Raw genomic sequence first — 21,861 nt, forward strand, 5'->3', positions numbered from 1 at the left:
CGCAGCCCTCATCAGTAGCTTGATGGGGGCTTTTGTTGGTGCGAAAAATGCCCTATACTAGCCCCATTCAGCCAATTGTCGATGGAGCAGTATATGCCCTTTCGTCGTCCACGTCGCGGGCGGATTAGCCCAATTCGACGTAAACAAGGAGTTTCTGTGGCCGAAACAAGCGTAGAAAAAATTACAGCCGCCGCCAATGGCTTGCTGATGATGAGCGAAACCGATGCCCCCTTCACGCCGTTTGCTTGGGATGCTGCCACTCCATTCAGCCCCGAAGCCCTCGCCAATGGCCAGCCCATCCAAACCATTAGCCTTGAGCAATTCTTGGGCAATGCTACAACTGTGCAAGAGTGGCATGGCGAGGCTGAAAAAGCCACGGTTAGCCAATTTCAGCAGTTGGTCGAAGTGCTCAAGGCCGAATTAACCGATATCCAAGTCTATCGTGTGGGCGAGATTAACATCGATGCCTATATTGTGGGCAAGGATAGTGCAGGCAATCTGGTTGGTTTAAAAACCCAGTTGGTCGAAACTTAGACCAAAAACCATTGCACCAAAAATGGTTTACAACGCCGCCGTAGCCGATCGCGCAAATTGTAGAGATCATTGGCCTGCAAGCCGAGCTGTTTCGCCAAAGCTGTAATGTTGTTATCCTCGCACAACAAGGCATACCAATATTGCTGGGCAATTGGATACAGCGGATCATCGACCATCGCGTGAACTTCAGCTGCCATGTGCCGTTGAAGTTCACAGCGCTCAACATGCTCATCGGGTGAAAGATCAGGCGAAGCAATCGTGTCGCCTAATTCACGTTGATGATCACGCCCATGGCTTTGGCTCAGGTAATAGGTTTGATCTTGGGGCTTGGGCGTATAAACATTGCTACTTTCGTGGATTCTGCGTCCGCCACTGCCACCATGTTTTTTGGCATCCTTGGCTCGCCACCAATGAATAATCGCCCGATCAGCGATCGTGTGAATATAGCTGCGCAAGCGGGCTTCAAAGCGAAATTGGGGCAGCGAACGTTTGACATTTTCGTAGGCCACTAAATCTGGTGAATGCTCACACAATTGCGAACCATTGCCCAGCGAAAAGCGCTTGCAACGATACCAGCTCAAAATCTCATCCATAATCGAGACCCAAATCAGTTCATGACTAGGATGTTGTGGATCGCAGGCGGCGGCGACCGTGGCATAATCATGATAGACATTAACCACCACATCAGCAAATTTGGCAGGGTTGGGGATTGGGTTGCGTTGCAAGATTTCACAACTGCGCTGGCAAAGAAGCTGGCATCCCGCCCCATCTAAATTCCAGCACTGTTGTTGATTCAAATCAGCTACTATATCAGTTAAGTCGTCGGGCTTAGTCATATGCTGCCTCATTCTAAACATAATTCAATTAATACAATCGGCTGCACTGCATAACAAATGGTAATGCTAGGATGATTTGCAGAACATGGCGGCACACGCGAATTATTCTCTCGTAAACTTGGGATAGAGTAGGCTCCTTATTTCAATCATTTTAATAAGCCAGCAGACAATTGGTGAACAAAATGACGGTAACAATTGATAACAGTTGGTGGGAATAGTGCTATTAAATCATGATCTATTTATATATCACAACAGTTCTTAAGGGCTTATTGTGGATAGGACTAAGTGCTAGGCATGGCCTATATCCAACCAGCTTTACCTGACTTGCAACGAGAACTAGATCGAATTAGGCTAAATGAACCCTTAAAAAGTGTTAGAAAGCCACGTTGACCAAACCCTTAGCAACCACTCAAGCCCATTTCAAGAAAGCAAGCCTATGCCAGAGCAACCAATCGTCCCATGGAAAGTGCGTGCTTGGCGCTGGATCAAGCAATGGTGGCAGGATATTGTCCATGGCGCTGATCCATTTGCAACGCTCACGGCGATTTTGGCCTTGTTTACGGCATTAATTGGGATTATGGGCGCAGTCAATTTAGATTATGGTGATGTGCCAACCGCCGTTATTTTGCTCGATTTTGGGGTTACATTGTGTTTGGGCGGCTTAGCATGGTGGATGTTCCGCCAACCTAATGCACTTTGGCCACGCTGGATTGTGGTTGCTGTGCTCACGATCGCCTGTTTTTATGTGCTGGCGACGATTCCCTCGGATGCGGCGGTGGTTGTCTTGACGATGTTGCCAATTTTGATGGCAATGTTGGCTAGTCGGCGGTGGTGGCCAATTGCCTTTTACCCGCTCTCAGTCACGATTGTTGCTTCGATTCATGCTGGTGGTTGGCGCGTTTTTACGCCAGCTATCATCGCATTCAACATTTTAGAGTTTTTGATGCTCTGGGGGGTCACGTCGCAGGCGGTGCAATTTGCCAAAGCACGGATCAAAACTGAAGCTCAACTGAGCAAAGAGCAGCAAGTCCGCCAATTTATGCGCTTCTTCCAGCACGAATTGCGCTCCTACAGTAATAGCCTTGATGTGCTGTTGCCAATGCTCAATCAACATCTTGCCAAACAATCAGTGATCGACCACGATGCGATTCATCCGCAGGAGTTGGTGCGTGTATTGCAAACCACCGCCGATTCAATTCGCCAACTCACCACCGAATTGCTGGTGCTGACCCGCGAAGGCCAATTGCTGCCTCAACAACGCATTCCCATCCAATTATTGCCACTGCTGCAAACTGAACAAGCTGAATGCCAAACCGAAATGCAGCGCCATGGCCTTAATTCGACGATTCAGATCGATTGCCCGGCTGATTGTATTGTGGTTGGCGATGCACTTTTTTTGCGCTTGGCGATTCATACGATTTTGCAAAACGCGATCGAGGCGCTGTTACGCCACCCTGGCGAAGGCCAAATCTTCATTCAGGTTGAACAAACGCCTCAATCGACGCAGATTGAGATCTACGACACGGGCAAGGGCTTTCCTGCCGATTTGCTTGATCATTTAAATCAGGCTCAATCGTTGAACCAAGCCTTGGGCTGGACGACCAAAATGGGTGGCAGCGGCTTAGGTATGCCCTTGATTCGCCATGTGGCACTCTTGCATGGTGGCACTGCCCAGTTTAGCAATCGGCCAGAAGGCGGTGCACAAATTAGGCTCAATTTGCCGCAGGTTTAGCAATCGTCAAACGAAATAGCAATGGTGCACCAAAGGTCGTCCACACGCCAATGATCAAATAACGGATACCATCAGCAATCAGCGTTTCGGGCAAAATACTTTTGAGCAGCGCCCGCAACACAAATACAATGCTAATGCCCAGCACGATTTTGATTAATTGCCGCCACCACACTGTTTGCACTTGAAATTGCGCGTAGCGTTGTTGCAAACCCAACGTGCCCAACGAACCAGCTAAAAAGCCCAGCATCTTAACTCGATCAGCACCAGGATCGACCAATAAGCCAATTAAGCTGATCGCGGCCACTGCTAAGGCTAAGCGTTCTTGCTGTTTGCTTGGCAAATTGCTGATAATTGGCGTGAGATAGATGCTGGCGACCACAATTAAACTGCCAAAAAACCAACCACCAAGCAGATCAATCGGCCAATGCACACCCAAATAGAGTCGCGAAAAGCTGACGAGCAAAATCATAATGCCAGCAATAGCCCAAGCCCAGCGCTGGCGCAGCCACAAGCCAACAAACGCCCAAAAAACCAAGGTATGTTGGGCATGACCGCTGGGAAACGAAGGACTCCACGAGCCATCATCTTCGAGCGCAGTGGCTTTAGCGCCTTCGCTCAACACAAAACGCTCAGGATATTCCGCCGCAGGTCGAGCAGTATCAAACCAATCTTTCAGCCAAGCATTGGTATAGAACGAGCCAAGTAACATCACCAGCAATCGCACGCCTAAGTTGATTCCAACACACCAAAAAATCAACGGCCCAAGCAGCAGGTAAAAATCCTCGCCGCCAATATTGGTAATCCACAAAAACAGCCGATCAAGCACTGGGTTATGCCATTGCTGCAAACGTTCAAGCAAATCGAGTTGCATCGCCAACCTCACTAAGATGATTGGCGCAATTATACGTTAATCAAAAACGGCTCCTTGGCAGCAACCAAGGAGCCGAAGCACTGGACGAATAAATGAGTTTAGCGACGTGGGCGGGCCAAGGTTGGGGTGATTTTCACACCGCGAATTTGGGTCCGACCAAGGGCAGCCAACACGCGGTTCGCAGCCTCATCTGGCACATCAACAAAGGTGAAGTTATCGAAAATGTCGATTGCGCCGATTGCACGGCCTGGCAAGCCTGATTCGTTGGCAATTGCGCCAACAATATCAGCTGGGCGCACACCCTGTTCGCGGCCAATGTCTACAAACAAGCGGGTCATGCCTTCTTCGCGGAACGAGCGGCCACCGTTGTTGCGATCGCCACCGCTACGAGGCCCACGGGCAGCCCGATCGCCACCGCGCTCACCAGGTCGCTCACCAGCGCGACCATTGTCGCGGCGATCGCCACGGCGACCATTATCGCGGCTATCGCGGCGATCACCACGGCGAGCATCGAAGGTGGCTTCGTCTTCAACCATTTCTAAAGGATCTTCGGCGGTCAAATCTGGCTCACCAAGCATCATCTTGAAGGCAGCAGCGGCCAAATCGGTTGGTGAATATTGTTCGGCCAATTCTTCAGCCAAGACCAAATATTGCTCCAAACCACCCTGTTCGTTGTGTTGCTCGATCAATTCACGCAAGTTATCTTTGAATGCTTCGCGGCGGCGGGCAACCACATCGGCAATCGTTGGCAAGCGTAAGCGTTGAATTGGAGCACCAGTCATACGTTCGATCGTGCGCAGTTGGCGGCGTTCGCGTGGCGTTACCAAGGTTACAGCAACACCTGAACGGCCAGCTCGGCCAGTTCGGCCAATCCGGTGAACATAGGCTTCTGGATCAAGCGGAATATCATAGTTGATCACGTGGCTGACATGTTCAATATCCAAACCACGGGCAGCAACGTCGGTTGCGACCAAAATTTCCACTTGTTCTTCGCGGAAGCGCTTCATCACGCGGTCGCGCATAGCTTGGCTTAAATCGCCGTGCAGCAATTCAGCGCCATAACCACGAGCCAACAATTTTTCACCAAGCTCATCGACCATGGCCTTGGTTCGGCAGAAAATAATCGCCGAGGTTGGCATTTCAAGGTCAAGAATCCGCGTGAGCACTTCAAATTTATCGCGTGCGCCAATTTCATAATAGACTTGGCGAATTTGCGGTACAGTCAATTGTTCGCGTTCGATCGTCACCATTTGGGGTGAGCGCAAGTATTTGCGAGCCAAACGCGCAATTTCATCGGGCATGGTGGCTGAATATAAAGCGGTTTGGCGATCTTTGGGAGCGCGTTCCAAAATATATTCAATATCATCAACAAAGCCCATGTTGAGCATTTCGTCGGCTTCGTCGAGCACCACAGTGCGCACGGTCGAAAGATCAAGCGTGCCACGTTCCATGTGGTCCATCAAACGGCCAGGTGTGCCGATGACAATATTGACCCCACGCTTCAAAGCGCGAAGTTGGCGATCAATTGGTTGACCACCATAGACTGGCAAGGCGCGAATATTCAAATATTTGCCATACGCTGAAATAGCATCCGAGACTTGGACGGCTAATTCGCGCGTTGGGGTCAAGATCAAGGCTTGCACACCCATGGCTTTGGGATCAATCCGTTCGATCGTTGGCAACGAAAAAGCAGCGGTTTTGCCGGTACCTGTTTGAGCTTGGGCAATAATATCATTGCCACTAAGCATCAAACCAATACTTTGGGCTTGGATTGGAGTTGGTTCTTCATAGCCAAGTTCAGTAATTGCCCGCAACGTCGCTTCGCCTAGCCCAAGTTCCGTAAACGTAGTCATTAAAACGAGTATCCTTTCGGTGAATGTAGGGTTAACAGCCCGTTGCTGTTACCGTCCCGCAGCGTGCGGAGTCGCCCTAACCCCCCGAATGGCAAGCAAGCGACGCGCACGACACAAAAAACGCGGGGGCTACACCGCCCGCGTTTTCGTTCTCTGCTTAGCGTTAGATCCGATTATAGCATGATTTTTTGATTATGCCAAAACGCAGATAGGTGCATCTTCTTAATTTTTGATTGCGCTGGCTCAGTTCAAATACTGTTCAATTTGCTGAAGCCATGGGGTTTGAATTGCCTGATTGGCAGCTTGTTTGAGCAACATTTGGCCATCGGGCTTGGCTTGTTGCCAACGAGCAACAGCATATAAATAGGCCAATTGCGGATCATCAGGGCTGGTTTGATAGAGCGGCGAGATCATGTGTTCAGCTTCAGCCGCCAACGAGCATTGCAACGCAGTATTGGCTACAACCCGCCGTGCCAACGCGTCAACTGGTGTATTCAGCGCTTGACGAGCATACTCCAAGCCACTGCTACAGCGGCGCAACGGCGTATTGATATAAAAATTGGCAGCCTCTAAAGCCAAACTGCCACTCAACGGCCCAGTCGCAATCGCTTGATTGTAGGCGGCGGTAGTGCCATTAAAATCGCCTTGGCTTAGGCTAATCGTTGCCGCAACTAAATAATTTTCGCTACTGGCTGGCTCCAAATTAACTGCTTGTTGCAATGCAGCCAGGGCCAAATCGAGCTGTTGACTGCTAGCGGCAATTTTGGCTTGGGTGCGTGGCAGGGTCGCAACATTTGGCCATTGCTCTTGAGCCGTGGCGATCAACGCCAACGCCGTGACATTATCACCAGCACTCCAATACAACAAGGCGCGTTGGTTAGCGGCAAAACTCGCCATTTGATCGCTGGCAGGAATTTGGCTAAGCAGTAGATCGGCGGCTTGCCACAAACCCTGTTCACTCCATAAACTGGCCACGCCAAGCATACGTTGAGTTGGATCTTGTGGCACAAGTTGCTGCATCCGCCGAATTCGTTGTTGCAACTGCCATGGATTGGCCAAGCGCGGGCCGCTGGTTTGCGGTTGAATTTGGGCTAAAACCTGTTGTGCAAGGCTCGGATCAGTGGGCAATGCCAGCTCAGCGCTCCGCAGCCAAGCCCAATTCTGCCAAGGCTGGGGCAAGGCTTGAACTTGATTTAATTGATTGGTCGCACTAATCAAATCGCCCACGCGGAACGCCAATTCGGCTTGTAGCAAGTGGCTCCATGGATCAGATTCTAAAGTACGAATTGTTGCTTGAACCGCAGCTTGATCGCCACGTTGCAAGCCAGCCCAGCCATAGAATTGCCAAGCTTGTTGGTGTTGTTCAACATTCAGAGGTTGGCGAAACACCTCGATTAATTGATAATCAGCTGCTTGCCACTCGCCGCGAGTCAAATACAACTCAGTCAAGGCTAATTGATTGGGCACACTTGGCTGGGTTTGGTTTAATTGTTGATATAAGCGAGTTGCTTGATGCCAGTTGCCAGCTAAACGAGCTTGAGCCGCTTGCCGCGCCAAACTTGGTGGCTGCCGAATAAGCCATATCAACCCAATAATGATGATTAAGCTAGCCCCAAGCCAACGCCAAATCCGTGCCACATGTGCCTCCCCAACCAGATTTAGGCCTATTATCCACGATTTTGCTGGGTTGGGTTTCGATCCACGAAGGACACGAAGGACACGAAGGACACCAAGGAGAGGGATCAGGGAACCACGAAGGACACGAAGGACTGGATACTGATCCTTAGCCCCTGACCCCAACCCCTAAAATAATCCTCGATCAATCCTAAAAAATCGCTATAATAACACAATTGTTCGATAATCAGTCGCAAGAACGACCATAAATAAGCATAAGCACAGTATAATTAATGACGTGATTTAGGAGGTCGTATGCCACCATTAAAAGTCCATGCACCCTACGAACCGCGTGGCGATCAACCACAGGCGATTGCCCAATTAGTCAATGGATTAAACAGCGGGCTTGTCCACCAAACCTTATTGGGGGCAACAGGGACTGGCAAAACTCATACAATTGCGCGGGTTATTGAGCAAGTTCAACGGCCTACCTTGGTGATGGCACATAATAAAACCCTCGCCGCACAGTTGTATGCTGAGTTTAAAGAATTTTTTCCTGAGAATGCCGTAGGCTATTTCGTTTCCTACTACGATGCCTATACCCCCGAAGCCTACGTGCCATCAAAGGATTTGTATATTGAAAAAGAAGCGCAAATCAATGAAGAAATTGATCGTTTGCGCCACGAAGCAACCCAAGCGCTGTTTACCCGCAGCGATGTCATTATCGTGGCCTCGGTCTCGGCGATCTACGGGCTTGGCTCGCCCACGGATTACGGTCAAGTGGCACTCAAGCTTAAAACTGGTGAGATTCGCAACCGCGATAAAGTGCTGCGAACGCTGATCGATCTACAATTTGAGCGCAACGATCTTGATTTTCACCGTGGCACCTTCCGTGTGCGTGGCGATACACTCGAAATCTTTCCAGCTAATGCCGAAAGCGCCTTTCGGATCGAGATGTGGGGCGATGAAATTGAGCGCATGGTCGAGGTTGATCCCTTGACAGGTGAGATTTTGACCCAAAAAGATCACATCGAAGTCTTTCCGGCCAAGCACTTTATTCCCAACGCCGACAAAATGCAGGCAGCAATTGGCGATATTCGGCTTGAGCTTGAACAGCAATTAGCCCATCTCGAAGGCGAAGGCAAAGTGCTTGAAGCAGCGCGGCTCAAACAGCGCACACTCTACGATCTCGAAATTATGGAAGAATTGGGCTACTGCTCAGGAATTGAAAATTATAGTCGGCATATGGATCGGCGTAGCGAAGGCCAAACACCGTGGACATTGCTCGATTACTTTCCTGATGATTTTCTTTTGGTGATCGACGAATCGCATATTTCAGTGCCGCAAATTCGTGGGATGTTCAATGGCGACCGTTCGCGCAAGCAAACCTTGGTCGATTTTGGCTTCCGTTTGCCCTCGGCGCTCGATAACCGACCCTTGATGTTTGACGAATTTTCCAAGCATGTGCATCAAGCAATTTATGTTTCAGCTACGCCTGGGGTCTACGAATATCAACATCATGAACAGGTAGTTGAGCAAATTATTCGGCCAACTGGCTTGCTCGACCCTATGGTTGAAGTGCGACGCACCCGTGGCCAAATCGATGATTTACTTGGTGAAATCAAACGGCGGGTTGATACTGGCTCGCGGGTATTGGTCACAACCCTCACCAAGCGCATGGCCGAAGATCTGACCGATTATCTCAAAGAAATGGGCGTGCGCACTCAATATCTCCACTCCGATGTTGATACGATTGAGCGCATCGACATTCTGCGTGATTTACGTTTAGGGGTTTTTGATGTGCTGGTGGGGATCAACCTCTTGCGCGAAGGCTTAGACTTGCCTGAAGTATCGTTGGTGGCAATTCTTGATGCTGATAAAGCGGGCTTCTTACGCTCCGAATCGTCGTTGGTGCAAATTATTGGGCGGGCTGCCCGCCACATCGATGGTACGGTGCTGATGTATGCCGATACGATTACCCCAGCCATGGATTATGCGATCAGCGAAACCCGTCGCCGTCGCCAAATTCAAGAGCGTTATAATCAACAACATGGCATTGAACCCAAAGGGATCGTCAAAGCAGTACGCGATTTGACCGAAGGTATGAAAAAAGTTGCTGAAAAACCAGCAGCCTACCAAACCGCCGCCAACCCCGACAGCATGACCAAAGAAGAACTCTTCAAAGTGATCAACGCGCTTGAAAAACAGATGAAACAAGCCGCCAAAGACCTAGAGTTTGAAAAAGCGGCCTTGCTGCGTGACCAACTGACCGAAATGCGCCAAACCCTAGCCTTGATCGACAACACGGCCTTGCTTGAGAGCGTCAATCGCAAACCACGAGCCAAAGCAGCTATGGTGGTTGAAGATACTGGTAAACGCAAAGTCAAAGGCCGTTCACGCGGCAAACTTTAATCGCAATGCGCGGCTGGTTGAGCACAGCTAGCCGCGCACCACCACCCAAACTGCCACCGCCAAAAATAGCTGGATCACTGAGCTACCAATTAAGAGTGCAAATGCCCCAGCTCGCGACGTGCGATAAACCAACGCGCCAAATCCAGCGTTGATCAGCCAAGCCAACAAGCCGACCAAAGGCAACGCTAATAATTGTTCGCGGGCTTCGACTCCACTAACCGCACCAGTCGCATCGATGCGAATTGGCACTTCGAGCGGCAATTGGTTATAGCGCCAAGCAATTAAGCCCCAAACTGCAAAATTGAGCAAGAGGCCAACTACTAATGCCCAACGCACGGCATTATTCAACCAAAAATCATAGGCAATCCGGGTGGAGCGCACCACACCTTCGCTTTGAACTTGGACAACCCCCAAATTGAGGCGGCTCTCGACCTCTTGGATGAAGCTATCACGTTGGGCTGGAGTAATCACATAACTGCCGCCAGTAGTGCGCAAAAGCAGTGATTGCTCGGCAGGCTGGGTACTAAAGAAATTCAAAATCTGCTCATCGGCAGCCTGACCAACCCCGCTGATATAGCCAAAGCGCGTCAGCAAACCAGGCTTTTGCTTGACATCAACACTTGGCTCAACCGCTGTGATCAAGTTCATTGGCACAACCGCAGTATTGCCCAACCAGTGAATTGTCAAGGCATTGCGATCAACTCGATAGTGCAAGGTTAAAGCACTACCAACCCGATAGAGCATAATCAAACTAATCAAAAAGCCCGAAACTGCGGTTGCAAACCAAGCAAAGGTGGTTAAATCGATGCGCCAGGCACTTGCAGTACCAGAGATATCAGCCAGCAATTGCATGGTTGCCCAGATCGTTGCGCCAATCATCAGCAGGGTGATTGCTAGGGCAACCCATAGTCGCAAGGTTCGTTTGGCCCACCATCGATTCATGGCAACTCCTCAGATTAAACAACAAATGGCGGGTCGCCATTGACCCGCCACTATTCTACCTGTTTTTGCTTATGGTGTTGGCGTTACTGCTTCAGTTGGTGCAGTTTCGCTGGTTGGCGCAGCCTCACCAGTTGGGGTTGCAGTAACCGCCGCCGGATCGGTGGTTGGCTGCGGAATGGTGGTTGGAATTGGCTCGATCGTTGGTGGAACGGTGGTAGCGGTTGGTTCAGGGAAGCGCTGAACATTCGAGACAGCTCGTTTGTCCTCGATCCACTTGTTGACCGCCTCATCGCGCTTGGTAGTCAAATCGCTTTGGCTTGGTCGCCACTCACGCTGATTTACCAAGATAATATGCCAGCCTTGGGTCGATTGATAAGGCTTACCAATCACCCCAACTTCTTGGGTTGAAATTGGCTCGGTAATTCCAAAGGCAGCATATTGAGATAGTGGTTGCATGCCAGTGGTTGGATTATCGGTTGCATTATCGTTGGTATTTAAGATCTGCACGTCGGTAAAGCTGGCAGTATCGGTCAACTGAGCAGCAATATCATCAATTTTGGTTTTAGCTTGCAGCCACTTGGTAACAGTCATAGGGTCGGCAGGATCGGTAATATTCGCCGTGACGAAAATTTGCTGTGCATCGGCATAAACTTCCTTAATGGCTTGATCCTCAGTGACCAACTTTTCGCCAAGCTTTTGGCGCATCAATTGCAAACGTTCTTGGTGCAAAACAAACGCTTTGAAGGCTTCGCGATCAAATGGCAAGGTAGCCAAGCCATAGGTCGAAGTTTCCTCGATAAATTCGCGCAACGTACCAAAATAGGTTGTAACCGCTGAATCAACCCGATTACTGGCTTCGCTGAGGGTTGGAGTTGATGTTGGGGTTGGAGTCAACGAAGCGGTATCAGTCAAACCAGTCGTTGAGGTTACTGGGGCAACTGGATTCATCACTTCGTTGGCAGGAGCAAACTTGGTTGCCAAACTTTGCTGCAATTCTTCATCACTGACCGTAATGCCTTCAGCAGCAGCATTATTTTCAAGAATCTTATCGCTGATCAACTGATTGAGCACCGCATAATCAAGCGGAGCATTCTGATCTTTCAAGCCAGCAATATAATTGGTGACATCGGTCGCAAATTGCTCAGTACCTTGCAATTGATATTGGGCATATTGCTGAATTTGTTGAGCCAAATTAATTGCTTGTTGGGCTTGCATAATTTGACGATATTGCTGATATTCAGCGTTGGTAACTTCAACCCCTGCAATATTCGCAATCGTTTTATTGGGAACAATCACCTTCTGAATGACCAACCCAATCCCAATCAGTAGCACCGCCAAGCCAACCGCAGCAGCAGCGATCAGCAAGACACGGGTGCTTTGCTTGCGTTCTTGATCCCAGCGAGCACGTTGCCGTTTGTTCAGGGGCTTTGAGTGCTGCACATTATCAGTATGTTTTGCCATAATCCTTGCCTACTCCATTGGGGGAAACTAAAGTAAAGCAGGCACAGCGCGAAGTTCGCGACTGTGCCTGTGCTTCATTAAACCAACAACGCAGAACTAACCGCGGGTATTTTCAGAAACGAATGGCAACAGCGCCAAGTGACGAGCGCGTTTGATTGCAACATTCAATTTACGTTGATATTTAGCACATGTGCCAGTGCGACGGCGGGGCAAAATCTTGCCCCGATCCGAGACCATCCGTTGCAAGCGCTTGATATCTTTATAATCTGGCACAATCCCTTCAGCCGTGAAGACACACACTTTGCGACGGGGTGTGTATTTGCGGCGACCTGCCGACTTACGGCGTTGATCTGACATGCGAACGGCTCCTTGTATGTTCTAGTAATTCTAATTCAACAGTGTTTAGAATGGGATATCGTCATCGCCGATATCAGGCTCGTTGTAGCCAGCGCCACCACCGTAGCTGCCACCACGATTATAATCATTGGCGGAATTATCGCGGGGTGGGCGTTGATTGCCTCCAGCTTGGTAGCCGCCGCTGCGCGACTGGCCTTGGCCTTGCTGTTGATCGGTACGATCAAGAATGATCATATCGCTGGCGACCACTTCGGTACGAAAGCGCTTCTGGCCGCTATCGTCGTCCCACGAGCGGGTTTGCAGCCGACCCTCGATATAGACGCGGCTGCCTTTGGTCAGATACTGATTACAGATCTCGGCCAATTTGTTCCAGACCACGACCGAAAACCATTCGGTTTCATCGCGGGTCTCGCCATTGGGGTCTTTCCACTGACGACCAGCGGCGACAGTGAAGTTGGTCACGGGTGTTCCTTGTGGCGTAAAACGCATTTCAGGATCTTTGCCCAAGCGACCAATAATCATCACTTTATTTAAATCTTTCGCCACGGTTTCCTCCCCGTTGGTTTTAGCGCTTGGTTTCGTCGCGGATCAACAAATAGCGCAGGATTTGTGGAGCCAACTTCAAGTGGCGTTCGACTTCAGTCACACGATCAGCGTTCAACGTGAAGTGGGTCAAGAAGTAGAAACCTTCAGTGTAGTCGTCGATAGGATAGGCCAATTTGCGGCGGCCCCAAGGAGCGCCTTGTTCGGTGCTAGCTACTTCGCCGCCTTGAGCTTTGATATAGCCTTGGATGGTCTCGATGGTCGTGTTGAGTTCTTCCTCGCCACCCAAATCAGGGCGCAGGACGGTCATCATTTCGTATGCACGCACGATGTTTTCACCTACATGAAACATTAATTGCCACCGTTTCATGGCACGGGGCCGCCAATATCCAATTGAGTTATATGCATGGAGTCAAGGGGTTGCGTTGGCAACCAGCACCAAATATGGCGCGAGGAGGGTTCAAATCGAACCACTCAGAAGACTCCTTCCTTCGGGTTTGCCCCGTTTTGCCGTGGGTTTGGTGGCCACAAGGCTACGGAGCAGAAAGGCCGCCGCAGTATAGCATAAAAGTAAACTCTCGGCAATCGTTTGAGGGATCAGTTGTTAGGGGTCAGGGGCTAATTTTAACCACGAAGAACGCGAAGCGCACGAAGATTAGAAATGCCAATACTTGTTCCGCTAGCCCGTAGCCTTCAGTCTATCGCCTGAGCTTGGTAAATCAATCAGCAGCATGCTTTATGTTCTAGGTTCGATGCTCTATGTTCTAGGTTCATCCTTTTGATTTTTACTCCTAGTCATGCTATACTAATCGACGGTGTGCCAGCCCTTGGGCTGGTCGCTAGTGACGCACGTCGTCTGCATGGCACCGCTCCTGCCGATCCTTTGGGTGATTGGTTCAGTGCTGGAATAACTGCGGCGGCGGAGGAAAACATTATTTTGTAAGGAGTCATCCCTTGACCGACACAACTACCAACCGTGTAGTGTCGCTGAAGGCCCTGCTTGAAGCAGGTGTTCACTTCGGCCACCAGACCAAGCGCTGGAACCCCAAAATGCGTCCGTTTATTTTCACGGATCGCAATGGGATTCACATTATCGATTTGCAACAAACTGTCACCAGCTTGCAAAGCGCCTATCGCTTTGTAGCCGATGCAGTTGCTGGCGGCGGCAAGGTGCTCTTCGTAGGCACCAAAAAGCAAGCTCAAGAAGCTGTGCGCGATGAAGCCACCCGCTCAAATCAATTGTATGTGACCCAACGCTGGATGGGTGGTTTGTTGACCAACTTCTCAACCATCAAGCGCCGCTTGCAATTCTTGCACGATTTGGAAGCTCGCCGCGACCGTGGTGAATTCAACTTGGTTACCAAGGCTGAAGCATTGAAGTTGGAAGACGAAATCGTTAAATTGAACCGCGTATTCGGCGGGATCAAAACGATGGAACGCTTGCCAGCAGCTATGTTCGTGATCGACCCACACAAAGAAACCTTGGCAATTAGCGAAGCTAAGAAGCTGGGCATTCCAGTGGTGGCGATGGTTGATACCAACTGCGATCCCGATCCAATCGATTACCCAATTCCATCAAACGACGACGCGATTCGCGCTATCCGCTTAATGGCTGGCAAAATTGCCGACGCAGCCTTGGAAGGCCAAAACCGCCGTCAATCACAACATATCGAAGAACGTGCTTTGGCAGAACAAACCAAGTACGAAGAAGACGCATTCTAGGCCGAGGTCATTCCGGCCTGCGCTCGCGAATGCCGTCCTAGTATCGATAGACACCCAGACCCCGGACGAGCAACAATGCTCGTCCGTTTTTACAACAAGGAGAATACCCTGTGAGTATCTCGATGGATCAAGTCAAGGAACTCCGCGAACGCACCGGCGCTGGCATCCTCGACTGCAAGAAGGCGCTGACGGATACCAGTGGCGATGTTGACGCTGCAATCAAGATTTTGCGCGAAAAAGGCTTGGCTGCCGCCGCCAAGAAATCATCACGCGATGCCAGCGATGGCCGGATCGAAGTTTATGTCCACCCAGGCAATAAAGTTGTTGCGATTGTGGAAGTAAACTGCGAAACCGACTTCGTGGCCAAAACCGACGATTTCAAGAAATTGGCCTATGATTTGGCCTTGCACGTTGCTGCAACCAACCCATCATATGTCAATCGCGAAGAAGTGCCAGCAGCCGAAGTCGAACGCGAACGCGAAATCTTGCGCCAACAAAATGTCGATAGTGGCAAGCCAGCCAATATCGTCGAAAAAATTGTTGAAGGTCGCATCGAGAAATTCTATGGCGAAATCGTCTTGCTCGAACAAGAATTCGTCAAAGATCCTAGCGTCAAGATCAAAGATTTGGTCCAAGAAGCGATTGCTAAATTGGGCGAAAACATCGTTGTGCGCCGCTTTAGCCGCTTTGAAGTTGGCAGCAACTAAACAGTGCGACGATTGGCGCAACCCAATCTATTCGCTCTTCAACCGTCGTTTGTGGATTGTTCTCAATCCGCAGGCGACGGTTTTTTTCTGAAATCACGCAGGTGTTTGTTTCTTCCTTGCTTTTGATCTTTTGACTTTCACTTGGAGGGTTCTGGTATGCAACCACGCTACAAACGGGTTTTGCTCAAGCTCAGTGGCGAAGCATTGGCTGGCGATGGTAAAACCAATATTTCGCCTGACGTGTTAAACTATATGTCAGCCGAGATTAAGCCATTGTTGGCGCATGGGGTGCAAGTGGCAATTGTGCTTGGCGGCGGCAATATCTGGCGTGGTGGCCCAGCAATCAAAGCTGGCATGGAACCACCCCAAGCACATTATATGGGCATGCTGGCAACAATTATCAATGCCTTAGCCTTGCAAGATGCGCTTGAGCGTAACGGCATGCAAACCCGTGCCATGACCGCGATTAAAATGGATGAGGTGGCAGAATCGTACATTCGACGGCGAGCGGTGCGCCATATGGAAAAAGGCCGAGTGGTTATTTTGGCCGCTGGCACTGGTAATCCTTATTTCACCACCGATTCGGGCGCAGCTTTACGCGCTGCCGAACTCGATGCCGATGTTATTCTGATGGCCAAAAACCGCGTTGATGGGGTGTATAGCGCTGACCCACGCACCGACCCCAAAGCAACCAAATTTGACCATATCACCTATCTTGATGCCCTAACCCGTGGCTTAACGATTATGGACAGTACGGCGCTGACCTTTTGCATGGATAATAATCTTCCAATCATTGTATTTAGCCTCGATACCCCAGGCAATTTGGAACGAATTGTGCTAGGTGAGCAGGTTGGTACCTTGATTAGCAAAGCCAACACTGAAGCCCCCGCTACCGCTGGGTAGCATTAGCCAAATGACAAGGAGTTTTAGTATGACGGTTAAAGATGTTTTACGCGATGCCGAAAGCAAAATGAAAAAGAGCATCGATTCGTTGCGCCATACCCTTGGTGCTGTGCGCACTGGCCGCGCCTCTCCCGCCTTGGTCGAAGATTTGAAGGTTGAATATTATGGCTCTGAAATGCCGCTCAACCAGTTGGCCAACATCGCTACCCCTGAATCACGTATGATCACGATTCAACCCTACGATCAAGGGGCAATCAAGGCGATTGAAAAGGCCATCCAAAATTCCGAGTTGGGAATCAACCCGAGCAACGATGGCCGCGTCATTCGCTTGGCGATTCCCCAATTGACCCAAGAACGTCGTAAGGAGTTGGTCAAGCAGGTCAAGGCCAAAGTTGAAGATGGCAAAGTGGCGATTCGCAATGTGCGCCGCGAAGCCCAAGATGCCATTCGCAAATTGCAACAAGATAAGGCCATCTCGGAAGATGACGAGCGTCGTGGCCAGGAAGAGTTGCAAAAATTGACCGACCGCTTCCAAAAGGAAGTTGAAACGATCGGCACAACCAAAGAAGCCGAGGTCATGGAAGTCTAGGACTTGTGGCTGTTGGTAAATTAAGCGTTGGCCTACCACCAGTAGGCCAACGCTTAATTCAACTCAACCGACTGCACAAGCCCAAAAATCCCCCATGAGCCAAGTGTAAGTTTTGATTCTTGCAAGGCTCATTTCACCACCGCACCCCATGCGGTGGTTTTTTAATCTTTTATCTATCAGCCTAGGTACTATATGCTACTATGACCTTTTTCCTACAAGGGTTATTCCAGGGCTATGGTATGCTTTTGGCGCATTGCCCGATCCACACCCACATTTAATACATTTGAGGATGCCACCATGCCCGATCAAGATCACAATCAAGCCATCAATCGGCGGCAGTTTCTCAAGTTGGGCGCTATGTCCGGGTTGCTTGCCAGCATGCCCGAGCTAGCCGCTGCCAACGAGGGAAGCCCTATTCGGCTACGAGAGCCAGAGGTAATGCAGGTTGGAGTTATCCTGCCCACAGAATTGCACAGCCATCGTGCAACGCTAGCGTTTTTGGCAGGTTTGCAGTTTGCCAGCGAGCAAGCAGCAGTTCCCTTTCGATTTAATCTTCAAATGCCCCAAAGCCTCAACCACCTATTCACCGCCAAGGCTGCAACGGCAGATATTTGGCTAAGCCTTGGCACAGCCTTAGGCATCCAAACCTTAAGCGACTGCTTGCCCAATCAGACGATCATTGCCGCCACCTTGGGCGAACATTTCGCGGTTGCCAACCCCAGCCCCAATCTGTTGATTAATAGTTTTGGCCTGGCCGATGCTGCTTGGCAAAGCGCAGTTTGGGCGAGCCAACAACGGGGCAAACGCGCCATCATCATTCGTTCAAATGCGCTCAGTGGCTACGATTGTACGTGGGGTTTTGCCCAAGGGTTGTTGGCAGCAGGCGCTGAGTTAATTGGCGATTTTAGCTTCGATTCAGCCGATCTGGCCGCCAAAGTTGCTAGCCTCAATCCCGATGTTGTGTACCTAGCGCTCAATGCCGCCGAATCGCAGCAATGGTGGCATAGCTACACCACTAGCAGCAAAGCCTTGTGGATTACGCCCAATGCTACGCTCGATGCCAAATTAGCTCAACGGCTGCGCAAACAAGGACTGGATTTGGCCTATGCTGGTGGTTGGAGCACGGCGAATAATCCAAGCTTCCACCAGGCATTTAGCAAAGTCTATGGGGCTGAACCAACCCGCCATCATGCGCTTGGCTACGATACCGCTTTGTTGATTGCCAGTGCTCGGGCTGGGCAAAAAACGATTCGCTACGATGGATTGCGGGGGGCAACCACTATCAATGCCTATCGCACAAGCCATGCTCCAACCTATTTGCACTTTTTGGTTAGCCAACAACGCCAAGCAGCGCCAATTAGCTTGGCAGCGCTTGATCAATCCAGCGTTCAACAGCGGCTTGATGCAACGCGGAGCGGCGTAATTCAACCATATTTTGAATAAACACAAAGACTCGGTTTGCTTGATTCTCTAGGGTTTGGTGTGCTGAAGGAGATCACCGATGATTGGATTAGCAGCCCCACTGAGTCTGCGGGCAGCGACTCCCAACGATGAGTCGCTGCTGATTAATTTGTATGCTTCAACCCGGGCAGCCGAATTGGCACGGGTTGATTGGGATGAAACCCGCAAGACCGATTTCATCAACATGCAATACCATGCCCAACATACCCACTACATGCAACACTACCCCGATGGCAGCTACCAAATTGTGCTGCACAAAGCCAAACCCGTTGGCAACTGGTACACATTTCAAAGTTCAACCCTGATGCGCGTTTTAGATATAACGATTCTGCCGCAATTTCGTGGGCGCGGCATTGGTCGGCAACTCATGACCCAGTTTATCGCTGAGGCCAAAGCCAGCCAACGCCGGATTCGTTTATATGTCTATAAAGAAAATCCTCGCGTCAGTACGTGGTACGAGCGCTTGGGATTTCAAGCTGTCGGTGGCTTGAGTATGTACACCGAAATGGAATGGCGGCCTTAGTTTTTGGAGGATCGCTCATGGCACAACCGTATGTCGGTGAAATTCGGATGTTTGGCGGTAATTTCCCCCCAGCTGGCTGGATGTTTTGCGAGGGGCAGTTATTACCGATCTCAGAGTATGAAACGCTCTTTCAATTAATTGGCACAACCTATGGCGGCGATGGGCAAGAAACCTTTGCCTTGCCCGATTTACGCGGGCGGTTCCCTTTGCACCAAGGCAATGGGTTTATTTTGGCCGAAACCGGCGGGGCTGAAACAATCACCCTGACTGTTCAGCAAATGCCTGCCCATAGCCACCCAGCGTTGGTCAGCGCTAACAATGGTACAACCAATATCCCCCAAAATGGGTTTTGGGCCAAAGCTGGTGCGACTAATCTGTACGTAGCAGGTGCATCGGCAGGTGATCTTTCACCATTTGCCAACAACACCATTAGCCTAATTGGTGGTTCACAGCCACATGAGAATATGCAACCATATTTAGTTGTTGATTTCATTATTTCTTTGTACGGCATCTTCCCATCCCCAACTTAGGCGAAAAAAGCCGACCTTGAATCGTTAAGTATATGTAGTTGTTGAGGTGCTTGTATGGCAGACCCATTTGTTGCTGAGATTCGGATTGTTGGCTTCAACTTTGCTCCCCGTGGCTGGGCTTTTTGTGATGGTCAATTATTGCCAATTTCGCAAAATACTGCATTATTTTCATTGTTAGGCACAACCTATGGTGGTAATGGCAAAAGCAACTTTGCCCTGCCCGATTTCCAAGGGCGTTCCCCAATGCATCAAGGACAAGGGCCAGGCTTGAGTTTACGCGATCTGGGAGAAACTGGTGGTTCTGAAACTGTCACCTTATTACAAAGCGAAATCCCCAGCCACAACCATATCTTTAATTATGTTGGGATCGATGGCAATAATGCTGATCCAACGAATAATCTCTTTGGTGGCAGCGAATCAACCGATGCCTTTCGCAATGCTCCCGATACAACGCTATCGCCGCAAGAACTTTCATTAACTGGTGGAGATCAACCGCATAATAATATGCAGCCCTATCTAACCCTGAATTTTATTATTGCCCTACAAGGGGTCTTCCCACCCCGCACCTAAGTTCGAACGATCGGCATTAAGCTATTTAAGAGGATGACATTAATATGGCAGAACCATTTTTAGCCGAAATTCGCCTGTTTTCGTTCGTATTTGCCCCCAAGGGTTGGGCTTTGTGTAATGGTCAATTGTTGCCCATTAACCAAAATCAGGCCTTATTTTCGCTTTTAGGTACAACTTATGGTGGCAATGGTCAAACAAATTTTGCTTTGCCCGATTTACGTGGGCGCATTCCGATCCATATGGGTGGTGGGCATACTTTAGGCGAACGGGCGGGTGAGCAAGCACATACCTTGAGTATTACAGAATTACCAACCCATAATCATAGCTTAGCCGCCTCAAACCAACCAGCCAATAGCGCTAGTGGCTATCCGCCTGCCCGTTCGAGTGGGGTGAATGGCTATACCACCACAGGCCCAAATGGTACGATGAACCCACTGGCGGTTAGTAATGTTGGGGGCAGCCAAGCCCACCTGAATATGGCTCCGTTTTTGACAATTAACTTTTGTATTGCCTTACAAGGCATCTTCCCATCGCAGACTTAATAGGTTGAGGATTTAAAGGAATGAACAATCAGCGTTTGGGTATTGGTATGCTCGTCCCTTTCGCAGTCGATCGATCAGCGATTGCCGAGCAATTTGAGCAAGGCTTGCGTAGCGCTCTGGCTCCCAGCATTCACGATGGCATGATCAAGGATGTTCATGTGGTTGTTGAAGAAGTTGGCGCTGGGGTGATTCTGCTTGAGCAAAAAATTCAACAATTGCTTGGCAATCGCCATATTGATATTTTAGTATTGTGGCTGCAAAGTGGCCTAATTGAATACATTACGCCATTTTTAGAGCGCATGCCACGCCCAACGCTGGTCGTCAACCTTGGTGAAAATATTCCACGCACGAGCGAACAGCATCCGTGGATTGTTCAACACAGTTTGGGGTTATGGCAGGCCCATTATGCGCTTGGACGGTGGGCGGCGGAACAGCTGAGCCGCAGCACCGTGCATGCGTTGAGCCACTACGATAGTGGTTATGATCTGCATTATGCCCTTTTAGAGGGGTTTAACCAGGCTGGCGGCGAGACAGTTGGTCACTACCTGAGCCATGTTGCGCCTGATCGCGGCAATTTTACGCCACTCTGGCATTATTTGGCAGAAACCCCTAGCGATCTGCTCTTTTATACGGCATGCGGCCCTGAGGCAAAACAATTTTTAGCGGCGTGGGCAGATAGTCCATTGCTTGGCAAACGATCGTTAGTCGTTAGTCCGATGGTTTGGTTTGAAATCGAGCCTGAGCTACGCTCAAAGCTAGCCCTAACGACCTGTTTGCCATGGCATCCAGATCTCCTTTCGTCAGCGAATGCAGCAACAAACCCATTTGAAGCATTGGCGCAGCTTTTAGGCCTAGAGGCTGGAGCTTGCCTGGCTCAGGCACTGCTTAAGTCGCCCAATTCCGATGATCAAGGATTGTTGCATGCGCTGAGCAACGTAGCCTGGATGACCCCACGCGGCTCAATCGAACGTTATTCAAGCCAACAAACCAGTGTGCCACAGTTGTACCTTATTCAAGCTCATCCAACCGATCAAACCAGCAACCAAGTTATCGCGCTTGAGCTTGCGACGCTTGATCTTAATCCACTGCTTCGCACCATTGAACAAGCGCCGCGCAGTGGCTGGCTCAACTCATATTTGTGTGTCTGATGAAGGTAACC

At 50.0% G+C, this 21,861-nt stretch carries 22 protein-coding genes; 13 read left to right on the forward strand and 9 right to left on the reverse strand.

All coding sequences use genetic code 11. The features are described 5' to 3' along the window. The first annotated feature begins 93 nt into the window (after nucleotides 1–93). Complete coding sequence (locus DEF47_RS06980; protein WP_012192492.1) at nucleotides 94–534, forward strand: nuclease A inhibitor family protein; 441 nt, start codon at nucleotides 94–96, stop codon at nucleotides 532–534. On the opposite strand, the gene DEF47_RS06985 is transcribed toward DEF47_RS06980, so the two are convergent. Then, a complete protein-coding gene (locus tag DEF47_RS06985) occupies nucleotides 531–1,370 on the reverse strand; it encodes a hypothetical protein (protein ID WP_012192491.1) in 840 nt (279 codons plus the stop codon). The two genes, DEF47_RS06980 and DEF47_RS06985, sit on opposite strands and share 4 nt — an antisense overlap. Before the next feature lie 436 nt (nucleotides 1,371–1,806). On the opposite strand from DEF47_RS06985, the gene DEF47_RS06990 reads away from it, so the two are divergent. After that, complete coding sequence (locus DEF47_RS06990; protein WP_012192490.1) at nucleotides 1,807–3,102, forward strand: sensor histidine kinase; 1,296 nt, start codon at nucleotides 1,807–1,809, stop codon at nucleotides 3,100–3,102. Here the strand turns inward: DEF47_RS06990 and DEF47_RS06995 are convergent. The 3 genes from DEF47_RS06995 to DEF47_RS07005 all read right to left on the reverse strand — a co-directional run bounded on the left by DEF47_RS06995 (nucleotide 3,083) and on the right by DEF47_RS07005 (nucleotide 7,464). Continuing rightward, entirely contained in the window at nucleotides 3,083–3,973 is an 891-nt protein-coding gene (locus DEF47_RS06995) for a phosphatase PAP2 family protein (RefSeq protein WP_012192489.1), read from the reverse strand. The two genes, DEF47_RS06990 and DEF47_RS06995, sit on opposite strands and share 20 nt — an antisense overlap. A gap of 98 nt (nucleotides 3,974–4,071) precedes the next feature. Next, the gene (locus tag DEF47_RS07000; protein WP_012192488.1) at nucleotides 4,072–5,826 is read right to left on the reverse strand and encodes a DEAD/DEAH box helicase; all 1,755 of its coding nucleotides are present in this window, start codon (nucleotides 5,824–5,826) and stop codon (nucleotides 4,072–4,074) included. Between the two features lie 243 nt (nucleotides 5,827–6,069). Next, complete coding sequence (locus DEF47_RS07005; protein WP_012192487.1) at nucleotides 6,070–7,464, reverse strand: hypothetical protein; 1,395 nt, start codon at nucleotides 7,462–7,464, stop codon at nucleotides 6,070–6,072. A gap of 291 nt (nucleotides 7,465–7,755) precedes the next feature. Here DEF47_RS07005 and uvrB point away from each other — a divergent pair, with 291 nt between their 5' ends. Beyond that, the gene (gene uvrB, locus DEF47_RS07010) at nucleotides 7,756–9,852 is read left to right on the forward strand and encodes an excinuclease ABC subunit UvrB (RefSeq protein WP_012192486.1); all 2,097 of its coding nucleotides are present in this window, start codon (nucleotides 7,756–7,758) and stop codon (nucleotides 9,850–9,852) included. A 27-nt stretch (nucleotides 9,853–9,879) separates the two neighbouring features. Here uvrB and DEF47_RS07015 read toward each other — a convergent pair whose 3' ends face one another. From DEF47_RS07015 to rpsF, 5 genes are all read right to left on the reverse strand, one after another. Further along, nucleotides 9,880–10,794 (reverse strand): PH domain-containing protein, encoded by a 915-nt coding sequence (locus DEF47_RS07015; RefSeq protein WP_012192485.1) that lies wholly within the window; start codon nucleotides 10,792–10,794, stop codon nucleotides 9,880–9,882. Between the two features lie 69 nt (nucleotides 10,795–10,863). After that, nucleotides 10,864–12,255, reverse strand: a complete 1,392-nt coding sequence (locus tag DEF47_RS07020) for a peptidylprolyl isomerase (RefSeq protein ID WP_012192484.1) — start codon at nucleotides 12,253–12,255, stop codon at nucleotides 10,864–10,866. A gap of 96 nt (nucleotides 12,256–12,351) precedes the next feature. Continuing rightward, nucleotides 12,352–12,612 carry a 30S ribosomal protein S18 gene (gene rpsR / locus DEF47_RS07025; protein WP_012192483.1) on the reverse strand — a complete coding sequence of 87 codons (261 nt, stop codon included), beginning with the start codon at nucleotides 12,610–12,612 and terminating at the stop codon, nucleotides 12,352–12,354. Between the two features lie 45 nt (nucleotides 12,613–12,657). After that, nucleotides 12,658–13,158, reverse strand: coding sequence for a single-stranded DNA-binding protein (locus DEF47_RS07030; protein WP_012192482.1), 501 nt, complete (start codon nucleotides 13,156–13,158; stop codon nucleotides 12,658–12,660). A 19-nt stretch (nucleotides 13,159–13,177) separates the two neighbouring features. Beyond that, nucleotides 13,178–13,483, reverse strand: coding sequence for a 30S ribosomal protein S6 (gene rpsF / locus DEF47_RS07035; protein ID WP_287045043.1), 306 nt, complete (start codon nucleotides 13,481–13,483; stop codon nucleotides 13,178–13,180). Nucleotides 13,484–14,109: 626 nt separating this feature from the next. Here rpsF and rpsB point away from each other — a divergent pair. The 10 genes from rpsB to DEF47_RS07085 all read left to right on the forward strand — a co-directional run bounded on the left by rpsB (nucleotide 14,110) and on the right by DEF47_RS07085 (nucleotide 21,850). After that, on the forward strand, nucleotides 14,110–14,877 hold the full coding sequence (gene rpsB, locus DEF47_RS07040; protein WP_012192480.1) for a 30S ribosomal protein S2: 768 nt from the start codon (nucleotides 14,110–14,112) through the stop codon (nucleotides 14,875–14,877). 122 nt (nucleotides 14,878–14,999) lie between these two features. Next, nucleotides 15,000–15,584 (forward strand): translation elongation factor Ts, encoded by a 585-nt coding sequence (tsf, locus tag DEF47_RS07045; protein WP_041305009.1) that lies wholly within the window; start codon nucleotides 15,000–15,002, stop codon nucleotides 15,582–15,584. A 156-nt stretch (nucleotides 15,585–15,740) separates the two neighbouring features. After that, on the forward strand, nucleotides 15,741–16,487 hold the full coding sequence (pyrH, locus tag DEF47_RS07050) for a UMP kinase (RefSeq protein ID WP_012192478.1): 747 nt from the start codon (nucleotides 15,741–15,743) through the stop codon (nucleotides 16,485–16,487). A gap of 28 nt (nucleotides 16,488–16,515) precedes the next feature. Continuing rightward, the gene (gene frr, locus DEF47_RS07055; RefSeq protein WP_041305007.1) at nucleotides 16,516–17,076 is read left to right on the forward strand and encodes a ribosome recycling factor; all 561 of its coding nucleotides are present in this window, start codon (nucleotides 16,516–16,518) and stop codon (nucleotides 17,074–17,076) included. Between the two features lie 297 nt (nucleotides 17,077–17,373). Further along, nucleotides 17,374–18,519: a type 1 periplasmic-binding domain-containing protein gene (locus tag DEF47_RS07060; protein ID WP_041305005.1), complete on the forward strand. Its 1,146-nt coding sequence runs from the start codon at nucleotides 17,374–17,376 to the stop codon at nucleotides 18,517–18,519. A 58-nt stretch (nucleotides 18,520–18,577) separates the two neighbouring features. Continuing rightward, nucleotides 18,578–19,060, forward strand: coding sequence for a GNAT family N-acetyltransferase (locus DEF47_RS07065; RefSeq protein ID WP_012192475.1), 483 nt, complete (start codon nucleotides 18,578–18,580; stop codon nucleotides 19,058–19,060). 17 nt (nucleotides 19,061–19,077) lie between these two features. Further along, nucleotides 19,078–19,590, forward strand: coding sequence for a phage tail protein (locus DEF47_RS07070; protein ID WP_012192474.1), 513 nt, complete (start codon nucleotides 19,078–19,080; stop codon nucleotides 19,588–19,590). A gap of 54 nt (nucleotides 19,591–19,644) precedes the next feature. Continuing rightward, nucleotides 19,645–20,160 carry a phage tail protein gene (locus DEF47_RS07075; protein ID WP_012192473.1) on the forward strand — a complete coding sequence of 172 codons (516 nt, stop codon included), beginning with the start codon at nucleotides 19,645–19,647 and terminating at the stop codon, nucleotides 20,158–20,160. A gap of 44 nt (nucleotides 20,161–20,204) precedes the next feature. Continuing rightward, a complete protein-coding gene (locus DEF47_RS07080) occupies nucleotides 20,205–20,702 on the forward strand; it encodes a phage tail protein (RefSeq protein WP_012192472.1) in 498 nt (165 codons plus the stop codon). 20 nt (nucleotides 20,703–20,722) lie between these two features. Beyond that, complete coding sequence (locus DEF47_RS07085; RefSeq protein ID WP_041305003.1) at nucleotides 20,723–21,850, forward strand: ABC transporter substrate-binding protein; 1,128 nt, start codon at nucleotides 20,723–20,725, stop codon at nucleotides 21,848–21,850. Nucleotides 21,851–21,861: the final 11 nt, after the last annotated feature.

Origin of the sequence: Herpetosiphon sp., assembly GCF_003512625.1 — a bacterium.
Taxonomy (GTDB): domain Bacteria; phylum Chloroflexota; class Chloroflexia; order Chloroflexales; family Herpetosiphonaceae; genus Herpetosiphon; species Herpetosiphon aurantiacus.